Origin of the sequence: Alterluteimonas muca (assembly GCF_021191595.1) — a bacterium.
Classification (GTDB): domain Bacteria; phylum Pseudomonadota; class Gammaproteobacteria; order Xanthomonadales; family Xanthomonadaceae; genus Luteimonas; species Luteimonas muca.
Window position 1 is genome coordinate 33034 of record NZ_JAIWPS010000013.1, and the last position, 25640, is coordinate 58673.

A 25640-nucleotide genomic window follows, 5' to 3' on the forward strand; every position below is an offset into this window, starting at 1 on the left:
CTACAACCCCTTCGCCGCCTGCGCCACCGCGCGGAACAATGCGCGGCCCTTGTTCATCGTCTCGTCCCACTCCTTCTGCGGGTCGGAGTCGTAGACGATGCCGGCGCCGGCCTGCACGTGCAGGCGGCCGTCCTGGATCACCGCGGTGCGGATGGCGATCGCGGTATCGGCATCGCCATGCCAGCCGATGTATCCCACCGCACCCGAATAGACATTGCGCCGCACCGGTTCGAGCTCGCGGATCACTTCCAGCGCGCGGATCTTCGGCGCGCCGCTGACGGTGCCCGCCGGGAACGTCGCGCGCAGCACGTCGACATAGTCGAGGCCCTCGCGCAGGCGGCCGGTGACCTCGCTGACGATATGCATGACGTGGCTGTAGCGTTCGATGACGAACCGTTCGCCGACCTCCACGCTGCCCGCCTCGGCCACGCGGCCGACATCGTTGCGGCCGAGGTCGATCAGCATCAGGTGCTCGGCGCGTTCCTTGGGGTCGGCCAGCAGCTCGGCTTCCAGCGCGGCGTCCTCGTCCGGCGTGGCGCCGCGCGGGCGGGTGCCGGCGATCGGCCGCACGGTGACCGTGCCGCCCTGCTGGCGCACCAGGATCTCCGGTGACGAACCCACCACCTGGGTGCCGCCGACATCCAGGAAGTACATGTACGGCGATGGATTCAACGCACGCAGCGCGCGGTAGACGTCCACCGGGCGCGCGTTGAACGGCACCGACATCCGCTGCGACAGCACCACCTGGAACACGTCGCCGGCGCGGATGTATTCCTTCGACCGCTCGACCGCGTCGATGAAGCCTTCGCGGGTGAAGCCGGAGACGAAGTCGGCCTCGTCGAGCGCGGCCGGCTGCAGGGTCTCCGGATAGCCGGCGCCACCGTGGCGCAGCCGGTGGGCCAGCGCATCGAGGCGGCGGTTGGCGCGTGCCCAGGCCTGGGGCAGGCGCGGATCGGCGTGGACGACCAGGTACAGCCGCCCGCGCAGGTTGTCGAACACCGCCACTTCTTCGGACTGCATCAGCAGGATGTCGGCGGTGCCGAGTTCGTCTCGGCGCGCGGGGGCATCGGCCGCATCGGCCAGGCGCGGCTCGATATAGCCGATGCATTCGAAGCCGAACCAGCCGACCAGGCCGCCGGTGAACGCCGGCAGGCCCTCGATGCGCGGCACCGACTCCGCGGTGCGCAGTCGCTCGACCTCGACGAACGGGTCCTCGACCTCGCGGTGCTCCACCACCTCGCCGTGCTCGCGCACCGACATCGCGTGGCCGTGGAACTCGACCACGCGGGAGGCCGGCAGGCCGATGATCGAGTAGCGGCCGAAGCGCTCGCCGCCCTCGACCGATTCGAACAGGTAGGTGTACGGCCCGTCGGCGAGCTTCAGATACACCGACAGCGGCGTATCGAGGTCGGACAGGACCTCACGGGCGACGGGGATGCGGGTATGGCCTTCGGCGGCGAAACGGTCGAACTGCTGCTGGGTGATCAAGCGCTGGCTCCACGAGGAATGGACGGACGGCGACGCGGTGGCGTCACCACCGCCACGCGTGGGCGCGGGCCGGGCAGTCGGAACGTTGCATGGGCGCTACTGTACCGGCTCGCCCTGCGGCCGGCGACGGTTCACGACGCCAGCGCGACGCCTGCCGACAGCAGCGGCGAATCCTCCGGCAGCACCACCCGCAGCCGTCGCGGCACGCAGTCGATGCGGAAGCGCGTGCCGGTCACCGGCTCGCCGTCGATGTTGAGCATCAGCGGCTGCGGCGTGGTGATCTCGATCCACGGCAGGCGTGCGCGGGTGGCAACGCGGTCGAGTGCGGCGTCCTTGCCGGACCCCACCAGGGTGCCCACCGTCGCGGCGACCTCGCCTTCGAGCTGCGGCACCACGGTGACGTCGAGCAGACCGTCGTCCACCTGTGCATCCGGACACAGTGCCTGGCCGCCGCCGGCCTGCCGGCCATTGCCCACGCCCAGCGCGATGAAGTCGCCCTGCCATTCGAACCCGGGGCCGCGCAGCAACACCGGCACCGGGTCGATGCGGCCCATCCGCGCGATCCCGGTGACCAGGTAGGCCAGGCCGCCGAGCATCTTCTTCAGCCCTTCGCGGGTCTCCACGGTGATCTCGGTACCGAAGCCGCCGCTGACGAGGTTGAGCGACCAGGTGGCCCCATCGTCGTGGGTGATGCGCAGCAGGTCGATTGCCATGGCCCTGCCGCGGGTCGCCAGGGCGAAGGCCTCGTCCAGCGCCTCCGGCACGCCGGCAGCGGTGGCGAAATCATTGGCGGTGCCCAATGGCAGCAGGCCGAACTCCGGCAGTGCATCGGCATCGCCCGCGGCATCGGCCAGCGCGGCGGCGACATCGCGCAGGGTGCCATCGCCGCCGCCCGCGATCACCCGCTGCGCGCCGGCGGCGAGTGCTTCGCGCACGTAGCGCAGGGCGTCACCGTCTTCCCAGGTCAGCCGCACCTCGATCGCATGACCGGATGCACGCGCGGCGGTGACCGCCTCGCGCACCGCGTCGTTGCCGGCAGCCTTGGCATTGAGGATCAGGTACCAGCACGGTGGGGTCATGGTGGGCAGGCAGGACGCGGCGGAGGTGCCGCGGCGGAGTGTAGGGCGCGGACATGCCGGGCGCGCATGAAGGCGGCGCGCGACATCAGCGCGTCACCGCTGTGTCACCGGCAGGTCATCGCACCGGCCCAGCATCGGAGGCCATTGCAGGGACGACGGGCGGAGGCGGGATTGCCTCCATGTCATGCGGCCGGGAGCACGGACGCTCCCGGCCGCGGCGACGGTCAGGCGGCGCGCTGCCCGCGCACGGCATCCACCCCGGCACGCATCCGGCGGACCACGTCGGCATAGTCCGGCTGGCCGAAGATCGCCGAGCCGGCGACGAAGGTATCGGCACCGGCGGCTGCGATCTCGCCGATGTTGTCCGGCTTCACCCCGCCGTCGATCTCCAGGCGGATGGCGCGCCCGCTGGCATCGATGCGTTCGCGCACCCGGCGCAGCTTGTCCAGCGTGGACGGAATGAACGCCTGGCCGCCGAAGCCGGGATTGACCGACATCAGCAGCACCAGGTCGAGCTCGTCGAGCACGTAGTCCAGCACCTCGACCGGCGTGGCCGGGTTGAGCACCAGCCCGGCCTGGCAGCCTTCCGCCCGGATCAGCTGGATCGTGCGGTGCACGTGCTTCGAAGCCTCGGGGTGGAAGCTGATCAGGCTGGCGCCTGCCTTCGCGAAGTCCGGCACGATGCGGTCCACCGGCTCCACCATCAGGTGCACGTCGATCGGCGCGGTCACCCCGTGCCTGCGCAGCGCGTCGCACACCAGCGGGCCGATGGTGAGGTTGGGCACGTAATGGTTGTCCATCACGTCGAAGTGGATCCAGTCCGCGCCTGCGGCGAGCACGGCATCGACCTCCTCGCCGAGGCGGGCGAAGTTGGCGGACAGGATGGACGGGGCGATGACGGTCGGTTGCATTGCGGCTCGCGGTTGCGGGAAGGGATCAGCGACCGCGGCGCTTGCCACGGATGCGGGTATAGGCGGCATTGATCTCGGCGGCACGGCGCGCGGCCTGGTCCTGCAGCTCGGGCGCCGCATTGGCAAGCCGGTCGGGGTGGTACTGCGCCATCAGCTTGCGGTAGGCGCGGTCGATGTCCTCGTCGCTGGCATCGCGCTCCAGGCCCAGCACCCGGTACGGGGCCCCGCGCTGCGGCATCAGCCAGCCGGCATCGAATGCATGGCCGATCAGCAGGCCGATCACGCCGCCCGCCGGATGCCTGAGCAGCAGCCAGCCGGCGATGAAGCCGAGCAGTTTTCCGTACCAGGGTTTCATGCCGGCAGTGTAAACGCAGGGGCGTCGCCGCCGCGGCATGCAGGGGTGAACAGGGGCCCGCAACCGTGGTGTCCGATGACGCTGCACCGCCGCCATAAACCGCACTACACTGGCCGACCCCTCACGCACGGGGCTATGCCCTTGACCACGACGCTGACCGAAGCCGAGCTGCCCGCCCTGCCCCTGCGCCACCGCGGCAAGGTGCGCGACGTGTTCGACGTGCCGGATGCCTTGTTGCCTGCCGACGAGCGCGGCAACGGCGACCACCTGCTGATCGTGGCCACCGACCGCCTCTCCGCGTTCGACGTGGTGCTGCCCGACCCGATTCCCGGCAAGGGCGAGATGCTTTGCCAGATCAGCAACTTCTGGTTCGAGAAGACCGCGCACCTGATGCCCAACCACCTCACGGGCATCCCGGTCGAGGCGGTGCTGCCCGAAGGCGTGGATCCGGCCGCCTACGTGCAGCGCTCGGTGGTGACCCGGCGGCTGAAGCCGGTGCCGGTGGAAGCGATCGCGCGCGGTTACGTCATCGGCAGCGGCTGGAAGGACTACCAGCGCACCGGCCGTATCAGCGGCATCCGCCTGCCGGACGGCCTGCGCCAGGCCGAGCAGCTGGCCGAGCCGATCTTCACCCCGTCGACCAAGGCGGCGGTGGGCGAGCACGACGAGAACATCGACTTCGACACCATGGTGCGCACGGTCGGTGCGGAACTCGCCGAGCAGATCCGTGATGCCACCCTGCGGCTGTACCGCTACGCGGCCGAGTACGCGGCCGCGCGCGGCATCCTGCTGGCCGACACCAAGTTCGAGTTCGGCACCGACGCCGACGGCCGCCTGTACGTGATGGACGAGATGCTGACCCCGGACTCGTCACGCTACTGGCCCGCCGACGAATACCGGGTCGGCACCAGCCCGCCGAGCTACGACAAGCAGATCGTGCGCGACTGGTTGGAGACCCAGGACTGGGACAAGACACCGCCCGGCCCGCGGCTGCCGGCCGGGGTGATCGAGCGCACCCGCGCCCGCTACGCCGACGCCCTGCAGAAACTGGCCGGCATCCGCATCGACTGAGCAGGCCGTTCGCGCGCGGCCCGCTGGCCGCGTGCGAGCATGGCGGCCGGCTTCGATCGGGGCACAGGCATGCACAGCGGCTATCTGTTTCTTGCGGTGGCGATCATCGCCGAGGTGATCGCCACCAGCGCGCTCAAGGCATCCGAAGGCTTCACCCGCCTGTGGCCGTCGCTGGTCGTGGTGGTCGGCTACGCGATCGCGTTCTACTGCCTGTCGCTGGTGCTGCGCACGGTGCCGGTGGGCGTGGCCTACGCGATCTGGTCGGGCGCCGGCGTGGCGCTGATCGCGCTGATCGGCTGGCTGGTGCTGGGCCAGCCGCTGGACCTTCCGGCGGTGATCGGCATCGGCCTGATCGTCAGCGGGGTGGCGGTTTTGCAGCTATTCTCGAAAGCCGCCGCGCATTGACCCACGGGAGGGGAGGATGACCGCGACACACGACGACGGCCCGCGCGCGATCGACCGCTGGTTCGCCAGCTACTCCGACGACCACCGCAACCCGGCCAACCAGGCCATCCACGTGGCCGCGGTGCCGCTGATCCTGTGGAGCGTGATCGCGCTGCTGTGGTGCATCCCGGTCGCTGAAGGCGGGCTGTTCCGCCCCGGCATCTGGGCGGCGATGGCGATGTTCGCGGCATGGCTGTTCTACTTCCGCGCCTCGCGGCCGCTGGGCATCGGCATGGCCGCGGTGTTCCTGGTGATGGCCGCGGTCACCCAGCTGCTGCACCAGTCGCTGGGCACCCGCGGGCTGCTGGTCACCGCGATCATCGTGTTCGTGGTCGCGTGGATCGCGCAGTTCGTCGGCCACAGCAGCCTCTACGAGGGGAAGAAGCCAAGCTTCTTCACCGACCTGCGCTACCTGCTGATCGGCCCGGCGTGGGTGCTGTCGAAGCTCTACCGGAAGCTCGGCCTGCGCTGGTAAGCCCGAAAAGAAAACTCGGCCCCAGGCAAAGGACACCCGGTTTCGAGGTGATGGGGGCTGACAGCCGCGCCCGGGCAGCGGAGCGCCGCACGCACATGTTTCCTTCAGCCCGCGACCAGCATCTCCCGCGTCGGCCTGAACTCCCGCGGCGCGTAGCCGAGGTCGCGGGCGGCCGGGGTGGCATCGAACACCAGGTCCTCGCGCATCCGCGCCACCGCACCGGCGGGCAGGCCGTGCAGTCGACCGCCCGCATGCGCGGCCGCGAGGGCGAGGCGGAACAGCGGCGACGGCACCCGCAGCAGCCGCGGCCTCTCCGGCAGCGCCGCCAGCACCCGCCGTACCATCGCGTCGTAGGGCAGCGTTTCCCCACCCGGCAGCGCATAGGCCTGGCCGGCGGCGGCAGGCGCCGACACTGCGGCCAGCGCCGCCTCGGCGAGATCGTCGACGTGCACCGGCTGGCGCAGGCCGCATGCATCGCGCGGCAGCACGAACACACCGGTCCGCCGCGCGAGCGCGGCGATCCGGCTCAGGCTGGCATCGCGCGCGGCGCCGTAGACCAGCGTCGGGCGCAACAGGGTGGCGGTGGCGCCACTGGCGTGCGCCGCGGCGAAGACCCGCGCTTCGGAGGCAGCCAGGGTGGCCGCCAGCGCCCGCTCGCCGGGATCGCCCGCCGCACGTTTGGTCTCGAGGCTGGTCGAGCCGAATGCGATCACCCGCGCGGCCCGCAGCGCGGTGCCGGCGTACCACAGCGAGAATGCGTCCAGCGGCCCGCAACTGAACACCGCGTCGAAGCGCGCGTCGGGTGCGACCACGTCGGGAAAGCCGCCCGCATGCCAGCGCAGCCCTGGTGCGTCGGCGCGCGGCGGTGTGCGCGAAACCGCGTCGACCTCCCAGCCTGCCGCCGAGAGCTTCGCCAGCAGCGCAGCGCCGATCTGGCCACTGCCGCCGAACACCAGCGCGCGGCGTGCATCCGTCCGCGTCATTGCGACGGCCCGCGGCACGGCATGGCAATGGCGGATGCGTAGCCGGGGGCGCGTCCGGCGATCGCGGCGGCGAAGATCACGTGCACCGGTGTGGCCTGCAGACAGGGCCGGCCAGTGTCCGCGCTCGCGGCGCCGGTGCCAACACGTGCACGGCGTGTTCCCATGCCGCGGCGTTTGCGGTTACGCGTGCGCGCGAGTATGGACAGGACCGTCGCAGGGCACTGCTAGAATCGGGCGCCGCTCGTGAATCACGTATTCCCTGCATGCCTTTGACCCTGCATCTCCTGCTGTCGCTCCCATTCCTGGCAGCGGCAGTCGTGGCCGCGCTGCCGCGCACGCTCTCGCGTGGCGCCGTGTCGTGGACGGCCGCGGCAGCGCCACTGGTTGGGCTCGTGTTGTTGGGGCTGATGTCGCCGGCGGTGATCGACGGCGACATCCTGCGCGCCAGCCTGCCGTGGATACCGTCGGCCGGGCTCGACCTGTCGCTGCGGCTGGATGGCCTGGCGTGGATGTTCGCGGGCCTGGTGCTGGGCATCGGCGCGCTGATCGTGATGTACGCCCACTACTACCTCGACAGCCGCGACAACGCACCGCGCTTCTACTCGTTCCTGCTGCTTTTCATGGGCGCCATGCTGGGCATGGTGCTGTCCGGCAACCTGTTGCTGCTGGTGGTGTTCTGGGAGCTGACCTCGATCAGCTCCTTCCTGCTGATCGGCTTCTGGACCCACCGCGAGGACGCACGCCAGGGCGCGCGCATGGCGCTGACGATCACCGCACTCGGTGGACTGGCCCTGCTCGGCGGCGTCCTGCTGATCGGGCGCGTGGTGGGCAGTTTCGAACTCGATGCGGTGTTCGCGGCCGGCGACGCGATCCGCAACGACGCCTGGTATCCGGCGATCCTTGGTCTGGTGCTGCTCGGCATCTTCACCAAGAGCGCGCAGTTCCCGTTCCACTTCTGGCTGCCGCAGGCGATGGCCGCGCCGACCCCGGTCTCGGCCTACCTGCACTCGGCGACGATGGTGAAGGCCGGCGTGTTCCTGCTGGCGCGCCTGCACCCGGCACTGGCCGGCACCGACCTGTTCTTCTACGTGGTCACCACCGTCGGTGCGATCACCCTGCTGGTGGGTGCGTGGTACGCGATCTTCCAGCATGACCTCAAGGGCCTGCTGGCGTATTCCACGATCTCGCACCTCGGCCTGATCACCATGCTGTTCGGGCTGTCGACGCCGATGGCGGTGGTCGCCGGCGTGTTCCACATCCTCAACCACGCCACCTTCAAGGCCTCGCTGTTCATGGCCGCCGGCATCATCGACCACGAGACCGGCACCCGCGACATGCGCCGGCTCGGCAACCTGCGACGCTTCATGCCCTGGACCGCGGCGCTGGCGATCATCGCCTCGCTGGCGATGGCAGGCGTGCCGCTGCTCAACGGCTTCCTGTCCAAGGAAATGTTCTTCGCCGAGGCGCTGCAGGTGGAAGCGCAGGGTGCGATGCAGCTGTTCGTGACCGTTGCCGCGGGGCTGGCGGGCGTGCTGGGCGTGGCCTACAGCCTGCGTTTCGTGCACGACACCTTCTTCGGCGATGGCCCGCGCGACCTCGATACCGATCCGCACGAGCCGGTGCGCTGGATGCGCGTGCCGGTGGCGGTGCTGGTGGTGATGTGCCTGGCGGTGGGCGTGCTGCCCGCGCTGACCGTCAGTGGCATCCTCGAGACCGCGGTCGCCGGCACGCTGGGGCCTGCAGCACCGGAGTTCAGCCTCGCCGTGTGGCATGGCTGGAACCTGCCGCTGGCGATGAGCATCATCGGCCTGGTCGGCGGCGTGTTCCTGTATTTCACCCTGCGCCGGCTGTTCGCCCTGCACGACGCCATGCTGCGCTCGTGGGGCCGGCACCTGTTCCAGGTCAACATCGAGAAGCTGTTCGCCGCCGCCGGCCGCTTCACCGAACGGGTCGCCGCAGGGGGCATCCGCCGCAGCCTGTTCTGGATGATCGTGGTGGTCCTGGTGGTGGGCGCGGCGCCGTTCCTCGGCGATGCGGCGGCGGAGGCCGCGGGCTACGGCGCCCTGCCATCGCCGCAGCCGATGCCGTTGATCGGGTGGATCGTCTGGACCGTGCTGGTCGGCAGCACCCTGGCGACCGTGGCCGCACACGGGCGCAGGCTGACGGCGCTCATCGTGATCGGCGCGGTCGGGTTGATGCTCTGCGCGGTGTTCGCGCTGTTGTCGGCACCGGATCTCGCGCTGACCCAGCTGCTGGTGGAGATGGTGACCATCGCGCTGATGATGATGGCGCTCAACTACCTGCCCAAGCAGTCGAAGCAGGCCCGCACCCCGTTCCGGCGCTGGCGCGATGCCGGCATCTCGGCGGCCGCCGGCATCGGCATCTTCGCGCTGGCATACGGGATGCTGCTCAGGCCGTCGCAGACGATCTCCGGCGAGTTGCTGGCACGCTCGCTGCCCGAGGCCTATGGCGCCAACGTCGTCAACGTCATCCTGGTCGACTTCCGCGGCTTCGATACCTTCGGCGAGATCACGGTGTTCGCGGTGGCGGCGCTGGTGGTGCACGCACTGCTGCGCTGGGCGCGGCTCAAGCCCGACGAGATCATGCCCGGGCCACCGGTGCAGCTGCCGATCCCCGCCGACCTCACCCAGCTGCTGTTCCCGCTGACGCTGACGGTGTCGATCTACCTGTTCCTGCGTGGCCACAACGCACCCGGCGGTGGCTTCATCGCCGGCCTGGCGATCGCGGTGCCGGTGCTGATCAAGTACGTGCTGCAGGGTGCGCGCGCGGTGGAGGCGACGTTCGGCTTCGATTACCTGCGCGGCGTGGGCCTGGGCCTGCTCATCGCCTGCATCGGCGGGCTCGGCTCGCTGCTGTTCGGGCTGCCATTCCTGACCAGCGGACATTACGACCTCGAGCTGCCGATGGTGGGCAGCCTGCCGCTTACCAGCGCGCTGGTGTTCGACACCGGCGTGTACATCGTGGTCTTCGCGGGTGCGCTGCTGATCCTGTCGACGATGGGCACCGTCAAGCACCGCCAGCGGGCCGCAGAGGAGAACTACTGATGGAATTCGCACTCGCCAGCGCGATCGGCGTACTCACCGCCTCGGGCGTCTACCTGCTGCTGCGCGCCCGCACGTTCGACGTGATCCTGGGCCTGACGCTACTGTCGTACGCCACCAACCTGCTGATCTTCTCGTCCGGCCGGCTGGTGGTCGGCAAGGCACCGGTGCTGCGCGACGGCGTCGAGGCGACGCTGGCCAACCATGCCGACCCGTTGCCCCAGGCGCTGGTGCTGACCGCGATCGTCATCGCGTTCGCGATGACCGCCGTGGCGGTGGTGGTGGCGATGCGCAACCACGCCGACCTGCAGAGCGACCACGTGGATGGCCGCGAGCCCGGCCACAAGGGTGACCGATGACGCAGCACCTGGTCCTCGCGCCGATCCTGATTCCGCTGATCACCGGCGCGTTTCTGCTGCTGCTCGAACGCCGGCACGACAGCCAGGTCCTGCGCACCGGCGCGTGGATCGGCATGGCCCTGCTGCTGGCCTCGTCAGTCGCGCTGATGGCACGCGCGTCGCAGGGCGGCATCGACGTCTACCTGCTGGGCGACTGGCCGGCGCGGCTGGGCATCGTGCTGATGCTCGACCGGCTCAGCGCATTGATGGTACTGACCAGCACGTTGCTGGCGATCCCCTGCCTGCTGTACGCCTGCGCGGGCTGGGACAAGCGCGCACTGCACTTCCACGCCCTGTTCCAGATCCAGCTCGCGGGCCTCAACGGTGCCTTCCTGACCGGCGACGTCTTCAACCTGTTCGTGTTCTTCGAGGTGCTGCTGATCGCCTCCTACGGCCTGCTGCTGTCGGGTGGCCGCGGCGACCGCATGAAGGCCGGCATGCACTACGTGGTCTTCAACATCGTCGCTTCGACCCTGTTCCTGGTGGCGCTCGGCCTGCTCTATGGCCTGCTCGGCACGCTCAACATGGCCGAGATCGCGGTGCGCCTGCGCGAGGTGGCACCGGAGGATCTCGCCATCGTGCGCGCGACGTGCGGGCTGCTGCTGGTGGTGTTCTGCGCCAAGGCCGCGCTGCTGCCGCTGTACCTGTGGCTGCCGGAAACCTACTCGCGGGCGCCGGCCACCGTCGCCGCGTTGTTCACGATCATGACCAAGGTCGGGCTGTACGCACTGCTCAGGCTGTCGACGCTGATGTTCGGCGAAGAGGCCGGCCTGCTTGCCGGATTCGCCAGCGACACGCTGCTGGCGTTCGGACTCGTCACCCTGGTGCTTGCCGGCGTGGGCGTGGTGGGTTCGCTGCGCCTGCGCATCAGCGCGGCGTACCTGGTGCTGCTGTCGGCCGGTACGCTGTTCGTGGCGTTCGCGCTGGCGCAGCCCGGCACCATCTCCGCCGGCCTGTATTACCTGCCGCACAGCTGCTTTGCCGGCGCCGCGATGTTCATGATTGCCCACATCGTGCAGCGCGAACGCGGGCTTCTCGGTGACCGCGTGTTGCCCACCGCACCGCCGCTGCCGAGGCTGACCGGGTCGCTGTACATGGTGGCCGCCATCTCCATCGCCGGCCTGCCGCCGCTGTCGGGGTTCATCGGCAAGTTCGCGCTGCTGGGCGCGGCCCCGGACGGGGACACCGGCTGGGTGTTTGCCGCCGTGCTGGGCAGCAGCCTGCTGGCGATCATCGGGCTGACCCGCACCGGCACCCGGTTGTTCTGGCGTGTCGAGGAAAGCGACCTGCCCCGCTCGCCCCCACCGACGATTCCCCGGCTCGAACTCGCCGCCACCGGCCTGCTGCTGGCCTATGGCATCGCCATGACCGTCGCCGCCGAACCGGTGCTGCGCTACACCGGCGCGACCGCGGCCCAGCTGCTGTCGCCTGACGATTACATCGAGTCGGTCCGCGGGACCCGTCCCCTGCTGAGGACGCCGTGACATGAAACTACAGCTGTTTCCCTCGGTACCGCAGAGCATCACCGTCTTCATCTTCTGGGTGTTGATGGCGGAGGACTACAGCCTCGGCACGCTGCTGATGGCGCTGTTGCTGGCGCTGTTGATGCCGCAGATCTCCGCGCGGCTGGAGCGCGAATTCGCGCAGATCGGGAATGCGTCCGCGCTGATCCCGCTGGCCTTCAAGCTGGCCTGGGACGTGGTGGTCGCCAACATCACCGTCGCCCGCCAGGTCCTGGGGCCCGAACGCAAACTGCGCTCCGCGTTCATCTGGGTGCCACTCGAACTCACCAACATCCATGGAATCTCGGCCCTGACCAGCGTCATCACCCTGACCCCGGGCACGGTGTCGGCGGAACTGTCGGAGGACCGCAGGCACCTGCTGGTGCACTTCCTCGATGTCGACGACCCGGAAGCGGTGGTGGCCGGCATCAAGCAACGCTACGAAGCGCCCCTGCGCAAGGTGTTCCCATGATCGATATCGCTGTGGTCGCTGGCATGGTCGTCGTCGGTTCGGCGATGCTGCTTTCGCTGATACGGTTGATCCGCGGCCCCTCCGCGCCCGACCGCATCCTCGCGCTCGACACGCTGTACGTCAGCACCATCGCCCAGCTGATCCTGTTCGGCATGCACCTCGACTCGGAAATCTATTTCGAGGCCGCACTGATCATCGCCATGCTCGGGTTCTTCGGCACCGTGGTGCTGTCGAAGTACGTCATCCGCCGGGACATCGTGGAATGAACGCCGTCATCGACACCCTCGCCATCTTCCTGCTGGTCGTGGGTTGCTTCTTCGTGTTCCTCGGCGCGTTCGCGCTGGTCAAGCTGTCGAGCTTCTTCACCCGCATCCACGGCCCGACCAAGGCGAGCACGCTCGGCGTCGGCTGCATCCTGGCCGCCTCGATCCTCTACCACACCGTGCACGGGGCCGGCCTGCATCCGCGCGAGCTGCTGATCACGCTGTTCCTCTTCATGACCGCGCCGGTCTCGGCGCACCTGATGTCACGTGCAGCGCTGTCGCTGATGGAAGGCCGCCCCGGCGACCCCTCGGTAACGCCGGACCCGGGCGGACATATCCGCGATGACGCCGACGAGCGCGCGGATGAGCGCGCCCGGCAGGCCGAGCGCCCGCACGTGGAATGAGCACGACTGCGCATGTGCGCGCAGCCAGTCGGCGTGTCGGTCAGTCAGTCGGTCACGCCGGGCCGCATCGGCAGGATGCCTGCGGCGCCGGCGAGTGGCCGGTGAAATCGCGCGGGTCGCGCGTCGTACCGACCCGGCTCAGCCGCGTGGCGGGCTGAAATTGCGCTTCAGCCCGGCCCAGCAGGCCTGGTAGTCGCGCTGGCGGTGGGCGGCATCGACCGCCTGCTGCGTCGGGCGGATCACCGCCCGCGACTCGAACATGAAGGCCATGGTGTCGCGGATCACGTCGGGCCTGGAGAGATCCGCATTCGATGCCTTCTCGAAGGTCGCCGCATCCGGGCCGTGCCCGGTCATGCAGTTGTGCAGCGAGCAGCCACCGGGCGCGAAGCCTTCGGCCTTGGCGTCGTACTCGCCGTGCACCAGGCCCATGAATTCGCTGGCCACGTTGCGGTGGAACCACGGCGGCCGGAACGTGTGCTGCTGCACCAGCCAGCGCGGCGGGAAGATCGCGAAATCGAGGTTGCCCACGCCGGCGGTGTCGCTGGGCGAGGTCAGCACCAGGAAGATGCTTGGATCGGGGTGGTCGAAGCTGATCGAACCGATGGTGTTGAAGCGGCGCAGGTCGTACTTGTACGGCGCGTAGTTGCCGTGCCAGCCGACCACGTCGAGCGGCGAATGGCCGATATCGGCACGCCACAGGTGGCCCTGGAACTTGGCGACCAGTTCGAAGTCGCCCTCGAGGTCCTCGTAGGCGGCCTGCGGACTGAGGAAGTCGCGCGGGTTGGCCAGGCCGTTCGAACCGATCGGCCCGAGGTCGGGCAGGCGCAGGTGGGCACCGAAGTTCTCGCACAGATAGCCGCGCGACGGCCCATCCGGGAGTTCGACGCGGAAGCGCACGCCGCGCGGAATCACCGCGATCTCCTGCGGCTCGACGTCCAGCACGCCCATTTCGGTGGCGAGGCGCAGGCGGCCCTGCTGCGGCACGATCAGCTGCTCGCCGTCGGCGCTGTAGTAGTAACGGCCCTGCATCGACGTGCTGGCGGCATACACGCGCACCGCGATGCCGGTCTGCGCCGCGGCCGAACCATTGCCGGCCACGGTGTACAGCCCGTCGATGAAGTCCACCGGGGTGTCGGGCAGCGGCATCGGGCTCCAGCGCATCTGGTCGGGCGAGACCGGGCCGTCGCCGAAGTCGTCGTGCAGCCGCGGCTGCATGCAGCGCTCGAACGGCCCGTGCATCGCCGCCGGGCGGATGCGGTAGAGCCAGCTGCGGCGGTTTTCCGCACGCGGCGCGGTGAACGCCGACCCCGACAGCTGCTCTGCATACAGGCCGTGGGCAACGCGTTGCGGCGAGTTCTGCCCTTCCGGCAGGGTGCCGGCCTCGGCCTCGGTCGCGAAATGGTTGCCGAAGCCGCTCATGTAGCCGCGCGGCTGCATGGCCCGCGCATCGGCCTGTGGCATCGGGATCACGCTGTCGTCGGTGGATGCGTTCATGGCGTCGCCTGTGGTGAAGCCCCTCTCCCGCACGTGGGAGGGGGGTGGGGTGAGGGCGACGCGTGGTGCCCTCATCCGCCCCTTCGGGGCAGCTTCTCCCGCATGCGGGAGAAGGGATGCGGCGTTACAGCACGCCGCGCTTCATCTGGTCGCGCTCGATCGACTCGAACAGGGCCTGGAAGTTGCCCTCGCCGAAGCCCTCGTTGCCCTTGCGCTGGATGATCTCGAAGAAGATCGGGCCGAACGCGTTCTGGCCGAAAATCTGCAGCAGCTTGCGCTGCTTGGTCTCGGGATCGGCGTCGATCAGGATCGCATTGCGACGCAGGCGCTCGACATCCTCGCCATGGTCGGGCACGCGCTGGTCGATGACGTCGAAATACGCATCGGGCGTGTCGAGGAAGGCGATGCCGGCCTCGCGCATCTTCTCCACCGTCTCGTAGATGTCGTCGGTGAACAGCGCGATGTGCTGGATGCCCTCGCCCTTGTAGTCGCGCAGGTATTCGTTGATCTGGCTCTTCTCGTCCGAGGACTCGTTGAGCGGGATGCGCACCACGCCGTCGGGTGCGGTCATCGCCTTCGACAGCAGGCCGGTCTTGGCACCCTTGATGTCGAAATAGCGGATCTCGCGGAAGTTGAACAGCTTCTCGTAGTAGTCCGACCACTTCTGCATGTTCCCGAGGAACAGGTTGTGGGTGAGGTGGTCGATGAAGGTCAGGCCGAAGCCGCGCGGATGCTGGTCCACGCCCGGCAGCGGCTCGTAGTCGGCATAGACATCCGGCGCGGAATCGTCGACCAGGTACAGCATGCAGTCGCCGATGCCCTTGATCGCCGGGAAGCCGACCGCGCCGGTCTCGGCCTTGTGGTCGGCCTTCTCGCCGCCCTGGGCGAGCACGTGTTCGAGCACTTCGGCAGGCTTCTTTTTGAAGCGGATCGCGAACCCGCAGGCCGACGGGCCGTGCTGGGCGGCGAAGTCGGACGCGAAGGAATCGGGTTCCTCGTTCAACAGGAAGTTGATCGTGCCCTGCCGGAAGAGGGTGATCGCGCGCTTGCGGTGTTTTGCGATCGCGGTGAAGCCGAGCTTCTCGAGGTAGTCGCGCATGCGCGCGCCCTGGCCTTCCGGCGCGGCGAACTCGACGAACTCGAACCCGTTGATGCCCATCGGGTTCTCGAAGGTGGTGACCTGCATGCCGAGATTCGGTGCCCGGGGCGAGGTCTGCGGTTGCGCGCTCATGTGCGGCTCCTTGATTCGGTGGCCGGCCGCGTGCGCGGCCTTGTGGTGGACGTATCCGCCGTTATAGTTTCACGTGTAACCATTTGCAAGGTGCGTCGCAGCATGGCCATCCGACCCCCGCCCCACCCGCCGTCACCGGCCGATGCACTGCAGCTGGAGCGCTTCCTGCCGTACCGGCTGAGCGTGCTGTCCAACCGACTGAGCAGCGCCATCGCCCAGGTCTATTCGCAGCGTTTCGGCCTCGCGATCACCGAATGGCGCGTGATCGCGGTGCTCGAACGCTTTCCCGGGCTGTCGGCCAACGAGGTCGCGCAACGCACCGCGATGGACAAGGTGGCGGTCAGTCGTGCGGTGTCGCGCCTGCTCGAAGGTGGCCGGCTGGAGCGCGAGATCCACGACGGCGACCGCCGCCGCTCGGTGCTGCGGCTGTCGGCGGAAGGCCGGCGCATCCATCGCGAGGTCGCGCCGCTGGCGCTGGCATTCGAACAGCGCCTGCTGCGCGGCATGTCCACGAACGAACGCGACCTGCTGTTCGGCCTGCTCGACCGGCTGGATGCGCTGGAGATGGAGGCCGAACTGGAAGCCGCCGGCGAACCGGCGGTGCGTGCCTAGCCGGGCTTGCGGCCGGAGGCGTATTCGAGCCCGTGTGCGCCGGGGCCCGATTCCGCCCGCCACAGCAGCCACGAGAACAGCAGGCCCAGCGCGGCGAGCGCGGTGTAGAACCACATGCCGGGCGCGTAGCCCGCGGGGTTCTGCGGCCCTGCCGCGAACGCGGTGTTGAAGCGCCCCACCGCCAGCGGCACCAGTGCCACGCCGACCTGCTGGCACAACGTCATCATCGAGTACGCCGCGCCCAGCCGGCTCTCACGCACGATATAGGCCACCGACGGCCACATCACCGCCGGGATCAGCGAGAACACGCCGCCCAACATCAGCATCACCAGCAGCAGGGTGAGCGGCACTTCGGCACTGCCGGCGAACGGGATCCAGATGCCGATCGCCGGCCCCGGTGGCGCGTAGGTGACCAGCAGGAAGAGCGGGAGCATCACCAGCGAACCCACTGCCATGAACAGTGAGCGGCGCCCGACCCGGTCGACCCACAGGCCGAACAGCGGGGTGACCACGATCGCGGCCATCGGCAGCAGGCTGCTGAGCATGCCGGCGGTCTCGCGGTCCAGACCATGCGCCTGCTGGAAGTAGTCGATCGCGAAGGCACGGAACGGGAACACGGTGGCGTAGAACACCACGCACAGGCCGACGATGTACCAGTACGACGCGCTGAAGGCGTACATGCCCTTGAGCTGGAGCCTGTCGGTCTGCTCGACCTGCCCGAGGTTCACCCGGCCCTCGGCACGCGACTCCGCCATCCAGTACAGCATCGCCGCGGTCACGCCCACCGTGGCCACGCCGGTCGCCAGCCACAGCGGGTCCTGCCAGTTCGAATACAGCGGACTTGCGAACGACGTCGACCAGTCGGCGGAGGCCGAGCCGAGCCGGGCGATCGACAGGTTGATGCCGAAGGCGAACGACAGCTCCTTGCCCTTGAACCATTTCGCCAGCGCCGCGGTGGCGGCGACGATCAACGGCTCGGCGCCGATGCCGAGCAGGAAACGGCCGGCCAGCATGGTCTCGAAGCGCGCGGTGGACGCCATCAGCGCCGCGGCGGCCAGGCAGATCAGCGCGAACAGGGTGATCGAGCGCTTGGTGCCCCAGCGGTCGATCACGTAGCCGCCGATCAGCAGCACCACCACCGCGGCGATGCTGTAGGCACTGAAGATCATGCTGATCTGGTCGTAGGTGAAGCCTTCCTGCTCGCGCAGCAGGTCCACCACCGGGCCGAACGCGTCGTAGATGTAGTAGTTGCCGAACATCGCGACGCTGACCAGCACCAGCGCGACCCAGCGCTGCAGCGGCGACGGGCGGGGCAGGACGTTGGCAGCGTGGTCGGTCATCGGACGAGGGCTCGGGACAGGGCGTGGATGTCGTCGCCGGCCCGCGCGGGACCGGCGACATGCAGCACCTGCCCGCGAGGCGGGCAGGCGACGGCGGTTACTTCACGCCGTGCATCAGTTTCTGGATCAGCGGCGCGATCAGGAACAGCAGCACGCCGGCACCCAGCAGCGCCCAGAAGCCGAAGGTGTAGCCGGCATGCGCGGAGGCCACCGTCATGCCGCCCTCGCCACTCACGCTGGAGGCGAACATGCCCGACAGGTTGTTGCCGATCGCGATCGACAGGAACCAGCCGCCCATCGCCAGACCGGTGAGCCTGGACGGCGCCAGCTTGGTGGTCATCGACAGCCCGATCGGCGACAGGCACAGCTCACCGATCGACTGGATCACGTAGACCATGAACAGCGTCCAGAACGGGATCCTCAGCGTCTCCGGGTCGACCATGCTCGACAGCGCGAGCATCAGCAGCAGGAAGGCCAGGCCGTTGAAGATGAGCCCCAGGCCGAACTTGCGCGGGATCGACGGATTGGCGCTGCCCATCTTCACCCAGAGCCACGCGATGATCGGCGCCAGGGTGATGATCGCGATGGAGTTCACCGACTGGAACCAGCCCACCGGGAAGATCCAGCCGCCGAGGTCGCGGTTGACGATGTTCTGGGCGAGGAAGTTGAACGAGCTGCCGGCCTGCTCGAAGAACATCCAGAACAGCACGTTGAAGCCGAAGATGATCAGCATCGCGATCACCATGTCGCGCTGCCTGGAACCTTCGCGGATGCCCTCGACCAGCAGCATGATCGCCGGCACCACGAACAGCGCCAGCAGGATCCAGTTGAGCAGCCCCGCCTCGATGGTGAGCAGGAAATAGAACACCGGGATCGCCACGACGGTGCCGATCGCCACCATCAGCAGGCGGCCCATGCCGTTACCGGACGCCGCGACCGGCGCGGCACCGACGCCCTGCAGCTGGCTGCGGCCGAACCAGAACCACACCAGGCTCAGCAGCATGCCGATGCCCGAGGCGATGAACACCGCGGTGTAGGCCGGCATGCCGTCGTTGCCGAACACCTTCTCGGCCAGCAGGCCGGTCAGGATCGGCGCGATGAACGCGCCCATGTTGATGCCCATGTAGAAGATGGTGAAGCCGGAATCGCGGCGGTGGTCGCCGGTGGCGTAGAGCTTGCCCACCATCGTCGAGATGATCGGCTTGAACAGGCCGTTGCCGACGATCACCGTGGCCAGGCCGAGCTTGAGCCACTGTTCGCTGGGCAGCGCGATCAGGAACAGGCCGATCGCCATGAACACCGCGCCGAGCAGGATCGAGCGCTGGTAGCCGATCAGCTTGTCGGCGACATAGCCGCCGAAGATCGCCGCCGCATAGACCAGCGCCAGGTAGGCGCCGTAGAGCTCGCTGGCCGGGGCTTCGCCCGAGGAATCGCCGCGATAGAACTGCGCCACGATGTAGAGCACCAGCGCCCAGCGCATGCCGTAGAACGCGAAGCGTTCCCAGAACTCGGTCATGAACAGCATCCACAGCGGACGCGGATGACCCATGACCTGCGGGAAGTCGGGTGGAGAGCCGGAAACCGGCATGTGCATGCCGGGGCCGGCCGGCTCGACAGTGGGCGTGGAACTCATGCGACGGGACTCCCCCAGGGATTTCGATGACAGGGCTGCAGTGGTCCGCCGCGGCGGACGCGCGAGGATGGATCGCCGGGACGGCCCGCGTCAAACCCGCGGGCACGTCCGTCGACGTGCGGGATCAGCCCGGCACGTATTCGTAGCTGGCGCCCACGCCCAGCGGGATGCCAACGCCCCAGAACGCCAGCAGGAACAGCGTCCACACCACCAGCAGGGCCAGCGAATACGGCAGCATCAGCGCCAGCAGCGTGCCGATGCCGCTCGACTTCACGTAGCGCTGGCAGAACACCACGATCAGCGGGAAGTACGGCAGCAGCGGGGTGATGATGTTGGTGCTGGAATCGCCCACCCGGTACGCGGCCTGGGTGAGGTCGGGCGAGATGCCCAGCTGCATCAGCATCGGCACCATGATCGCGCCGATCAGCGCCCACTTTGCCGATGCCGAGCCGACCATCAGGTTGACGAAGGCCGACAGCACCACGATGCCGACCAGGGTCACGCCCATCGGCAGCCCCATCGCCTGCAGCGCGTTGGCCCCCTTGATCGCCAGCAGCGCGCCGAGGTTGCTCTGCCCGAAGGCGTAGATGAACTGCGCGGCGAAGAACGCCATGACGATGTAATAGCCCATGCCGCTCATCGCCCGGCTCATGCCCTGCACGACGTCGCGGTGGTTCTTCACCGTGCCCGCCATGTAGCCGTAGACGATGCCCGGCACCAGGAACAGGATGAAGATCAGGGGCACGATCGACTGCATCAGCGGTGCGGTCGCCACCAGCAGCTCACCGGCGTTGGGGGAGTCGGCGCCGGCACGCCACGCCGAGCCCACGGGCACGCTGGTCAGCACCAGCACCGCGACCAGCACGAGCATCGATGCCACCGCCGCCCACAGCCCGGTGCGCTCGCGCGCGGTCAGCGTTTCCATCGCCGGCATGTCGGCCATGTCGCCGTCGACCGCGGTGTTGCGAAGGCGCGGTTCGATGACGCGGTCGGTCAGGAACCAGCCGACCGCCACCACCAGCGCCGTCGAGGCGGTTGTGAAGTAGTAGTTGTTGAGCGGGCTGATGATGATTTCCGGATCGATCAGGCGCGCGGCTTCCTGGCTCAGGCCGGCCAGCAGCGGGTCAAGGCTCGACGGAATGAAGGTCGCGGAGAACCCGCCGGATACGCCCGCGAAGGCCGCGGCGATGCCCGCCAGCGGATGGCGCCCGGCCGCGTAGAAGATCACCGCGCCCAGCGGGATCACCAGCACGTAACCGGCATCCACCGCGACGTGGCTGAAGATGCCGACCGCGATCAGCACCGGCGTGAGCAGCATCCGCGGCGTCACCGACAGGATCGCGCGCAGCGCCGCGTTGATGAAGCCGGTGTGCTCGGCGACGCCGAGGCCGAGCATCGCCACCAGCACCACACCGAGCGGCGCGAAGTTGACGAAGGTGGACACCATCGTCGCCATGAAGGCGGTGAAGCTGGTTCCAGCGAGGAGATTGTTGATCTGGATCGGATCGCCGCTGCGCGGGTCGATCTCGGCGAAGTTGACCTGCGCCAGCGCGGCGGAGACCACCCATACCACCAGCATCAGCCCGAGGAACAGGACTGCCGGATCAGGCAGCTTGTTGCCTACGCGCTCGACGGCGTCGAGGAATCGGGCGACGGCGCCACGCGGCGTCGGCGTGGCGGCCGGAGCGGGATGACTCATGCTGGGGTTCCCCTGTGCGGTGACTCGAGTGCCGGCATCCTAGCAGCCGCTTTGCCGCGGCTGCCTGTCAGTAGCGGCCGGTTGCGCCGGCAGGTGGCGCGAGATGCGTGCGCACCTCGAACAGCTCGGGGAAGAACGTGAGGTCGAGTGCCTGGCGCAGGAAGCCGACGCCGCTGGAACCTCCGGTGCCGCGCTTGAAGCCGATGATGCGCATCACCGTGCGCATGTGGCGGAAACGCCACAGCTGGAACTGCGACTCGAGATCGACGAGGTCCTCGCACAGCGAGTACTCGCGCCACCAGGTGCCGGTATCCGCGTAGATCACCCGCATCACCTCCACCAGTGCCGGGTCCATGACGTGCGGCCGGCTCCAGTCGCGCTCAAGGTGCGCGGGCGGGATCGCATGGCCCCAGCGCGCGAGGTAGCGCAGGAATTCGTCGTAGAGGCCCGGTGCGCGCAGCACGCTCTCGAGCGCGGCCTGGCCGTCGGCGTCGTGGGCGAACACGTCGAGCATCTGCTCGTTCTTGTTGCCCAGCAGGAATTCCACCGTGCGGTACTGCAGCGACTGGAAGCCCGACGACGGCCCCAGGATCCCGCGGAATTCCATGTACTCCGACGGGGTGAGCGTCTCCAGCACCGACCACTGCTCGGTGAGCTGGCGCAGCACCTGCTTGCAGCGCGCCAGCACCTTGCGGCAGCGCCCGACCTCGTCGCGCCTGAGGTGCACGATCGCGGCGCCCAGCTCGTGGATCATCAGCTTGATCCACAGCTCGGAGACGTGGTGCTGGACGATGAACAGCATCTCGTCGTGGTGCGGCGGATCCGACAACGGCACCTGCGACGACAGCAGGCGGTCCAGGCGCAGGTAGCCGCCGTAGGTCATCCGCCCTTCGAGATCGGTGTGGATGCCGGCTTCGAGGTCGCGCTGGTTGTCCGTCGCCGGCTCCGACGCCGGCCGGGTCGAGTCCGGCAGGTTCGCGGCGTGGCCGGGAGCCGGCGGTTTGCGGTCGGTGCTCATTGGCGGAAGGGTACCCGATCAATCCGCGTGCCCCGCTGTCATGCGCCGGCCACGGGATCGGTGCAGAATCGCCACGGGACCGGGGGGCCAGACTAGGGAGAGGCGCGATGCGCATGCTCGCAGGCCGGCTGTTGCTGGCCGTGGCTTTGGGGTGCGGCGCGGGCGCGACCGCCCATGCCCAGGTGGTGGTCAGCCAGGTGTACGGCGCCGGCGGCAACAGCGGTGCGGTCCACAACGCCGACTACATCGAACTGTTCAACCGTGGCGACACGCCCGAAGCACTGGGCGGCAGGTCGCTGCAGTACGCCAGTGCCACCGGCACCGGCAACTTCGGCGCCAGCGCCACGCAGCTGGTGGTCCTGCCGGATGTCGACCTCGCCCCGGGGCAGTACTTCCTGGTCGGCCTGGCGGGCGGCGCCAACGGCGCACCGCTGCCGGAAGTAAACGCCACCGGCACCATCAACATGGCCGCGGCGGCCGGCAAGGTCGCACTGGTGGAAGGCACCACCAGCCTCGGCTGCAACGGCGGCAGTACGCCCTGCAGCGCGGAGCAGGCCGCGCGCATCCTCGACCTGGTCGGCTTCGGCGGCGCGAACTGGTCGGAGGGCAGCGGCCCGGCCCCGGCCCTGTCGGCGGTACTGGCGGGCTGGCGCGCCGACGACGGCTGCAGCGACAGCAACGACAACGCCGCGGATTTCTCGGCCCGCGCGCCTGCGCCACGCAATCGCGCCACCCCCACCCTGCCCTGCGCAGGCGGCGGCACGCCGTGGTTGAGCATCGCCGACACCGCGGCGGCCGAAGGCGACAGCGGCTCCACGCCGTTCTTCTTCAGCGTGCGCCTCGACCGCCCCGCACCCGCCGGTGGCGTGCGCGTCGATTACGCCACCGCAGACGGCAGCGCCACCCTGGCCGACGACGACTACCTGGCCGCATCGGGCACGCTCGAGTTCGCCGAGGGCGACACATCGCAGACCGTGGTGGTGCAGGTGCGCGGCGACACCGTCACCGAGCCCGACGAGACCTTCGTGGTCACCCTGTCCAGCCCGGACGGCGCGCAGCTGCAGCGTGGCGAGGCCACCGGCACCATCCTCAACGACGACGTCACCCGGCTGGCGATCCATGCGATCCAGGGCGCCGGCGCGCGTTCGCCATACGAGAACGTCGCGGTCGCGACCGAAGGCATCGTCACCGCGCGCAGGAACAACGGCTTCTTCCTGCAGACCGCCGACGGCGAGGACGACGGCGACCCGGCCACCTCCGAGGGCGTGTTCGTGTTCACGTCCACCGCGCCGCCGGATGCGGCCGCGGTCGGCAACCGCGTGCTGGTGCAGGGCACGGTGATCGAATATGTGCCGTCTGCCGACCCGTTCCAGCTGCCGCTGACCGAGATCACCGATGCGCGCGTGGTGCAGCTTTCCAGCGGGCATCCGCTTCCCGCACCGGTGCTGCTGACCACCGCGCTGCCGCGTCCGGACGGCGCACTGGACCAGCTCGAACCCTACGAGGGCATGCGGGTCAGCGCGGCCGACTTCACCGTGGTCGCGCCCACCGGCGGCAACGTCAACGAAGCCCAGGCCACGGCCACCAGCAACGGCCGCTTCGCGGTGGTGGTGACCGGCACGCCGCGGCCGTTCCGCGAGCCGGGCCTGCCGCTGATGGACCCCGACCCGCTGGGCAGCAGCGCGCCGGCGATCCCGCGCTGGGACTTCAACCCGGAACTGATCGCCGTCAACAGCAGCACCATCGGTGCGCCGACCGCGAACCTCGCCGCCGGCTGCCGCATCGTCGACGGCAGCCTCGTCGGCCCGCTGGACTACAGCTTCCGCCGCTACACCATCTATCCGGAAGCCGAACTGTCGGTCGCCTGCGATGGCGCCGACCAGCCGCGTCCCGCACTGCTGCCGGGCCCCGACCACGCGACCTTCGCCACCTACAACCTCGAGCGCTTCTTCGACACCGGCAACGACCCGGCGATCGGCGAGCCGGTGCTCACCGCCGAGGCCTTCGAACGGCGCCTGCGCAAAGCCTCGCTGGCGGTGCGCGGCTACCTGCACCTGCCCGACATCCTCGGCGTGACCGAGGTCGAGAACCTGTCCACGCTGCAGGCGCTGGCCACGCGCATCAACGCCGATGCCATCGCCAGCGGCCAGGGCGATCCCGGCTATGTGGCCTACCTCGCAGAGGGCAACGACGTCGGCGGCATCGATGTCGGATTCCTCGTGCGCGTTGCCGACAACGGCGCAGGCGTGCCTCGGGTGGACGTGCACGCGGTGGTCCAGGAGGGCGCCGATGCCGTGCTGGCCAATCCCGATGGCAGCACCAGCCTGCTCAATGACCGCCCGCCGCTGCGACTGGACGCCACGATCCGCTTCGCCGACGGCCGTGCGTTGCCGGTGACCGCGATCGTCGTCCACCAGCGTTCCCTGAGCGGCATCGAGGACGACACCGGCGGTGCCAGCGGCTGGATCAGCACAGGTGCACGCGTGCGCGCCAAGCGCCAGGCGCAGGCGGAATTCCTCGCCGGTCTGGTGCAGGGCATCCAGCAGGCGGATCCGGCGCGCGGGCTGGTGGTGCTGGGCGACTTCAACGCATTCGAGTTCAACGACGGCCATATCCATGCGATGGGCGTGGTCACCGGCCAGCCCAGCCCCGATGGCGAGACCGCGGTGGATGGCGACGGCGTGGACCTGGTCGACCCCGATCTGCGCAACACCACCCTCGATGCCGATGCGGCCCAGCGCTACTCGTTCGTGTTCGACTACCAGGCGCAGACACTCGACCACATCCTGGTCAACCGCGCGCTGCTGGAGTCGCCTGCGGTCGCCGGCCATGCGGTCAGCCACGCGCGCATCAATGCCGACTTCCCGGAGATCGCCCGCAACGAAGCGGACACCCCGACGCGCCTGTCCGACCACGACCCGACGCTGCTGCTGGTGCGGATGGCACCGGTGCAGCACGCCGACCTCGTGGTGACCGCCGAGGCGGACGCGACCGAAACCGCGGTCGGCCGGACCATGGCATTCGCCGCAACGCTCGCCAATGCCGGTCCGGATGCGGCGCAGTTCGCCGGCATCGGGTTCGCGGTCGATGCAGGGCTCGCTGATCTGGAGATCGATGCACCCGCAGGCTGGAGCTGCGACGCCCCGGAACAAGGTGCCACCGGGACCACGCTGGCCTGCACCATCGACAGCCTCGGCGCCGGCGCCGATGCGGTCTTCGGCCTCGCCGCCACCGCACCCGCCGACGCACTCGGCCGCGAGCTGACCCTGGCGGTGGCGGCGACTTCGCAGACCGCGGACCCGGAGGAAGAGAACAACAGCGCCAGCGCGACGACGCGCATCGTCGAGGATCCGCAGGCCGCACCCGGACTCGCCAATGGCGTGCCGGTCACGGGGCTTGCGGGAGATGCGGGCGATTCGCTGCTCTACCGCATCGAACTGCCGCCCGGCGCACGCAACCTGCGGGTGATGAGCTACGGCGGCAGCGGCGACGTGACCCTGCTGCTGCGCCATGGCGAGCCCGCGACCACCCAAGCCTGGGATGCGCGCTCCGCACGGCCGGGCAACAACGAGGCCGTGCAGGTCGCGGCGCCGGCGGCGGGCGTCTGGTATGTCCGCGTCGAAGGCATCCGCGACTTCGCAGGGCTTGCCCTTCGCGCCAGTTGGCAGCAACCGTAGGCCGCCCGAGCAAACCCTGCCCCTCTCCC

22 protein-coding genes are annotated in these 25640 nt (G+C 69.2%); 11 read left to right on the forward strand and 11 right to left on the reverse strand.

What is annotated here, in order from left to right; genetic code table 11:
• The 4 genes from trpE to LDO11_RS15795 form a co-directional block, all read right to left on the reverse strand.
• Positions 1-1488: an anthranilate synthase component I gene (trpE, locus tag LDO11_RS13835; RefSeq protein ID WP_129135089.1), complete on the reverse strand. Its 1488-nt coding sequence runs from the start codon at positions 1486-1488 to the stop codon at positions 1-3.
• 131 nt (positions 1489-1619) lie between these two features.
• On the reverse strand, positions 1620-2567 hold the full coding sequence (gene yegS, locus LDO11_RS13840; protein WP_232142054.1) for a lipid kinase YegS: 948 nt from the start codon (positions 2565-2567) through the stop codon (positions 1620-1622).
• Between the two features lie 224 nt (positions 2568-2791).
• Entirely contained in the window at positions 2792-3478 is a 687-nt protein-coding gene (gene rpe / locus LDO11_RS13845) for a ribulose-phosphate 3-epimerase (protein ID WP_232142055.1), read from the reverse strand.
• A gap of 25 nt (positions 3479-3503) precedes the next feature.
• The gene (locus tag LDO11_RS15795) at positions 3504-3833 is read right to left on the reverse strand and encodes a J domain-containing protein (protein WP_305068852.1); all 330 of its coding nucleotides are present in this window, start codon (positions 3831-3833) and stop codon (positions 3504-3506) included.
• A gap of 141 nt (positions 3834-3974) precedes the next feature.
• On the opposite strand from LDO11_RS15795, the gene LDO11_RS13855 reads away from it, so the two are divergent.
• The 3 genes from LDO11_RS13855 to LDO11_RS13865 all read left to right on the forward strand — a co-directional run bounded on the left by LDO11_RS13855 (position 3975) and on the right by LDO11_RS13865 (position 5823).
• Positions 3975-4904: a phosphoribosylaminoimidazolesuccinocarboxamide synthase gene (locus LDO11_RS13855; protein WP_164972100.1), complete on the forward strand. Its 930-nt coding sequence runs from the start codon at positions 3975-3977 to the stop codon at positions 4902-4904.
• A gap of 69 nt (positions 4905-4973) precedes the next feature.
• Positions 4974-5309, forward strand: a complete 336-nt coding sequence (locus tag LDO11_RS13860) for a DMT family transporter (protein WP_232142056.1) — start codon at positions 4974-4976, stop codon at positions 5307-5309.
• Between the two features lie 16 nt (positions 5310-5325).
• Positions 5326-5823: an Mpo1 family 2-hydroxy fatty acid dioxygenase gene (locus LDO11_RS13865; protein WP_232142057.1), complete on the forward strand. Its 498-nt coding sequence runs from the start codon at positions 5326-5328 to the stop codon at positions 5821-5823.
• Positions 5824-5927: 104 nt separating this feature from the next.
• Here the strand turns inward: LDO11_RS13865 and LDO11_RS13870 are convergent, their stop codons facing one another.
• Positions 5928-6806: an NAD-dependent epimerase/dehydratase family protein gene (locus LDO11_RS13870; protein ID WP_232142058.1), complete on the reverse strand. Its 879-nt coding sequence runs from the start codon at positions 6804-6806 to the stop codon at positions 5928-5930.
• Between the two features lie 263 nt (positions 6807-7069).
• Here LDO11_RS13870 and LDO11_RS13875 point away from each other — a divergent pair, with 263 nt between their 5' ends.
• The 6 genes from LDO11_RS13875 to LDO11_RS13900 are packed head-to-tail and all read left to right on the forward strand — an operon-like array spanning position 7070 to position 12907.
• Positions 7070-9871 carry a monovalent cation/H+ antiporter subunit A gene (locus LDO11_RS13875; protein WP_232142059.1) on the forward strand — a complete coding sequence of 934 codons (2802 nt, stop codon included), beginning with the start codon at positions 7070-7072 and terminating at the stop codon, positions 9869-9871.
• On the forward strand, positions 9871-10227 hold the full coding sequence (locus LDO11_RS13880; protein ID WP_100324378.1) for a Na+/H+ antiporter subunit C: 357 nt from the start codon (positions 9871-9873) through the stop codon (positions 10225-10227). Before LDO11_RS13875 ends, LDO11_RS13880 begins: the two co-directional genes overlap by 1 nt.
• Positions 10224-11750 carry a monovalent cation/H+ antiporter subunit D gene (locus LDO11_RS13885; protein WP_129135079.1) on the forward strand — a complete coding sequence of 509 codons (1527 nt, stop codon included), beginning with the start codon at positions 10224-10226 and terminating at the stop codon, positions 11748-11750. Before LDO11_RS13880 ends, LDO11_RS13885 begins: the two co-directional genes overlap by 4 nt.
• A gap of 1 nt (position 11751) precedes the next feature.
• Positions 11752-12240 carry a Na+/H+ antiporter subunit E gene (locus LDO11_RS13890; protein ID WP_129135078.1) on the forward strand — a complete coding sequence of 163 codons (489 nt, stop codon included), beginning with the start codon at positions 11752-11754 and terminating at the stop codon, positions 12238-12240.
• Positions 12237-12506 (forward strand): K+/H+ antiporter subunit F, encoded by a 270-nt coding sequence (locus LDO11_RS13895; RefSeq protein ID WP_100324375.1) that lies wholly within the window; start codon positions 12237-12239, stop codon positions 12504-12506. The genes LDO11_RS13890 and LDO11_RS13895 overlap by 4 nt, the downstream gene beginning before the upstream one ends.
• Positions 12503-12907: a Na+/H+ antiporter subunit G gene (locus LDO11_RS13900; protein WP_232142060.1), complete on the forward strand. Its 405-nt coding sequence runs from the start codon at positions 12503-12505 to the stop codon at positions 12905-12907. The genes LDO11_RS13895 and LDO11_RS13900 overlap by 4 nt, the downstream gene beginning before the upstream one ends.
• 138 nt (positions 12908-13045) lie before the next feature.
• Here LDO11_RS13900 and hmgA read toward each other — a convergent pair whose 3' ends face one another.
• Positions 13046-14344 (reverse strand): homogentisate 1,2-dioxygenase, encoded by a 1299-nt coding sequence (gene hmgA, locus LDO11_RS13905; RefSeq protein WP_232142120.1) that lies wholly within the window; start codon positions 14342-14344, stop codon positions 13046-13048.
• Positions 14345-14525: 181 nt separating this feature from the next.
• On the reverse strand, positions 14526-15632 hold the full coding sequence (gene hppD, locus LDO11_RS13910) for a 4-hydroxyphenylpyruvate dioxygenase (RefSeq protein WP_129135076.1): 1107 nt from the start codon (positions 15630-15632) through the stop codon (positions 14526-14528).
• A gap of 102 nt (positions 15633-15734) precedes the next feature.
• On the opposite strand from hppD, the gene LDO11_RS13915 reads away from it, so the two are divergent.
• Positions 15735-16244, forward strand: coding sequence for a MarR family winged helix-turn-helix transcriptional regulator (locus tag LDO11_RS13915; RefSeq protein ID WP_129135075.1), 510 nt, complete (start codon positions 15735-15737; stop codon positions 16242-16244).
• Here the strand turns inward: LDO11_RS13915 and LDO11_RS13920 are convergent.
• The 4 genes from LDO11_RS13920 to LDO11_RS13935 all read right to left on the reverse strand — a co-directional run bounded on the left by LDO11_RS13920 (position 16241) and on the right by LDO11_RS13935 (position 21934).
• Positions 16241-17584: an MFS transporter gene (locus tag LDO11_RS13920; protein WP_232142061.1), complete on the reverse strand. Its 1344-nt coding sequence runs from the start codon at positions 17582-17584 to the stop codon at positions 16241-16243. The two genes, LDO11_RS13915 and LDO11_RS13920, sit on opposite strands and share 4 nt — an antisense overlap.
• A gap of 97 nt (positions 17585-17681) precedes the next feature.
• Positions 17682-19178, reverse strand: coding sequence for a peptide MFS transporter (locus LDO11_RS13925; RefSeq protein WP_232142121.1), 1497 nt, complete (start codon positions 19176-19178; stop codon positions 17682-17684).
• A 163-nt stretch (positions 19179-19341) separates the two neighbouring features.
• Positions 19342-20916, reverse strand: a complete 1575-nt coding sequence (locus LDO11_RS13930) for an AbgT family transporter (RefSeq protein ID WP_232142062.1) — start codon at positions 20914-20916, stop codon at positions 19342-19344.
• 67 nt (positions 20917-20983) lie between these two features.
• A complete protein-coding gene (locus LDO11_RS13935) occupies positions 20984-21934 on the reverse strand; it encodes a tryptophan 2,3-dioxygenase (protein WP_232142063.1) in 951 nt (316 codons plus the stop codon).
• 107 nt (positions 21935-22041) lie between these two features.
• Here LDO11_RS13935 and LDO11_RS13940 point away from each other — a divergent pair, with 107 nt between their 5' ends.
• Positions 22042-25611, forward strand: coding sequence for a Calx-beta domain-containing protein (locus LDO11_RS13940; protein ID WP_232142064.1), 3570 nt, complete (start codon positions 22042-22044; stop codon positions 25609-25611).
• Positions 25612-25640 lie beyond the last annotated feature (29 nt).

Bases quoted from the DNA above. Each gene is read 5' to 3' on its own strand.
- yegS (WP_232142054.1), bottom strand. From the start codon at position 2,567: ATGACCCCACCGTGCTGGTACCTGATCCTCAATGCCAAGGCTGCCGGC.
- rpe (WP_232142055.1), bottom strand. From the start codon at position 3,478: ATGCAACCGACCGTCATCGCCCCGTCCATCCTGTCCGCCAACTTCGCC.
- LDO11_RS15795 (WP_305068852.1), bottom strand. From the start codon at position 3,833: ATGAAACCCTGGTACGGAAAACTGCTCGGCTTCATCGCCGGCTGGCTG.
- LDO11_RS13860 (WP_232142056.1), top strand. From the start codon at position 4,974: ATGCACAGCGGCTATCTGTTTCTTGCGGTGGCGATCATCGCCGAGGTG.
- LDO11_RS13865 (WP_232142057.1), top strand. From the start codon at position 5,326: ATGACCGCGACACACGACGACGGCCCGCGCGCGATCGACCGCTGGTTC.
- LDO11_RS13870 (WP_232142058.1), bottom strand. From the start codon at position 6,806: ATGACGCGGACGGATGCACGCCGCGCGCTGGTGTTCGGCGGCAGTGGC.
- LDO11_RS13875 (WP_232142059.1), top strand. From the start codon at position 7,070: ATGCCTTTGACCCTGCATCTCCTGCTGTCGCTCCCATTCCTGGCAGCG.
- LDO11_RS13880 (WP_100324378.1), top strand. From the start codon at position 9,871: ATGGAATTCGCACTCGCCAGCGCGATCGGCGTACTCACCGCCTCGGGC.
- LDO11_RS13885 (WP_129135079.1), top strand. From the start codon at position 10,224: ATGACGCAGCACCTGGTCCTCGCGCCGATCCTGATTCCGCTGATCACC.
- LDO11_RS13890 (WP_129135078.1), top strand. From the start codon at position 11,752: ATGAAACTACAGCTGTTTCCCTCGGTACCGCAGAGCATCACCGTCTTC.
- LDO11_RS13895 (WP_100324375.1), top strand. From the start codon at position 12,237: ATGATCGATATCGCTGTGGTCGCTGGCATGGTCGTCGTCGGTTCGGCG.
- LDO11_RS13900 (WP_232142060.1), top strand. From the start codon at position 12,503: ATGAACGCCGTCATCGACACCCTCGCCATCTTCCTGCTGGTCGTGGGT.
- hmgA (WP_232142120.1), bottom strand. From the start codon at position 14,344: ATGCAGCCGCGCGGCTACATGAGCGGCTTCGGCAACCATTTCGCGACC.
- hppD (WP_129135076.1), bottom strand. From the start codon at position 15,632: ATGAGCGCGCAACCGCAGACCTCGCCCCGGGCACCGAATCTCGGCATG.
- LDO11_RS13915 (WP_129135075.1), top strand. From the start codon at position 15,735: ATGGCCATCCGACCCCCGCCCCACCCGCCGTCACCGGCCGATGCACTG.
- LDO11_RS13920 (WP_232142061.1), bottom strand. From the start codon at position 17,584: ATGACCGACCACGCTGCCAACGTCCTGCCCCGCCCGTCGCCGCTGCAG.
- LDO11_RS13925 (WP_232142121.1), bottom strand. From the start codon at position 19,178: ATGCACATGCCGGTTTCCGGCTCTCCACCCGACTTCCCGCAGGTCATG.
- LDO11_RS13930 (WP_232142062.1), bottom strand. From the start codon at position 20,916: ATGAGTCATCCCGCTCCGGCCGCCACGCCGACGCCGCGTGGCGCCGTC.
- LDO11_RS13935 (WP_232142063.1), bottom strand. From the start codon at position 21,934: ATGAGCACCGACCGCAAACCGCCGGCTCCCGGCCACGCCGCGAACCTG.
- LDO11_RS13940 (WP_232142064.1), top strand. From the start codon at position 22,042: ATGCGCATGCTCGCAGGCCGGCTGTTGCTGGCCGTGGCTTTGGGGTGC.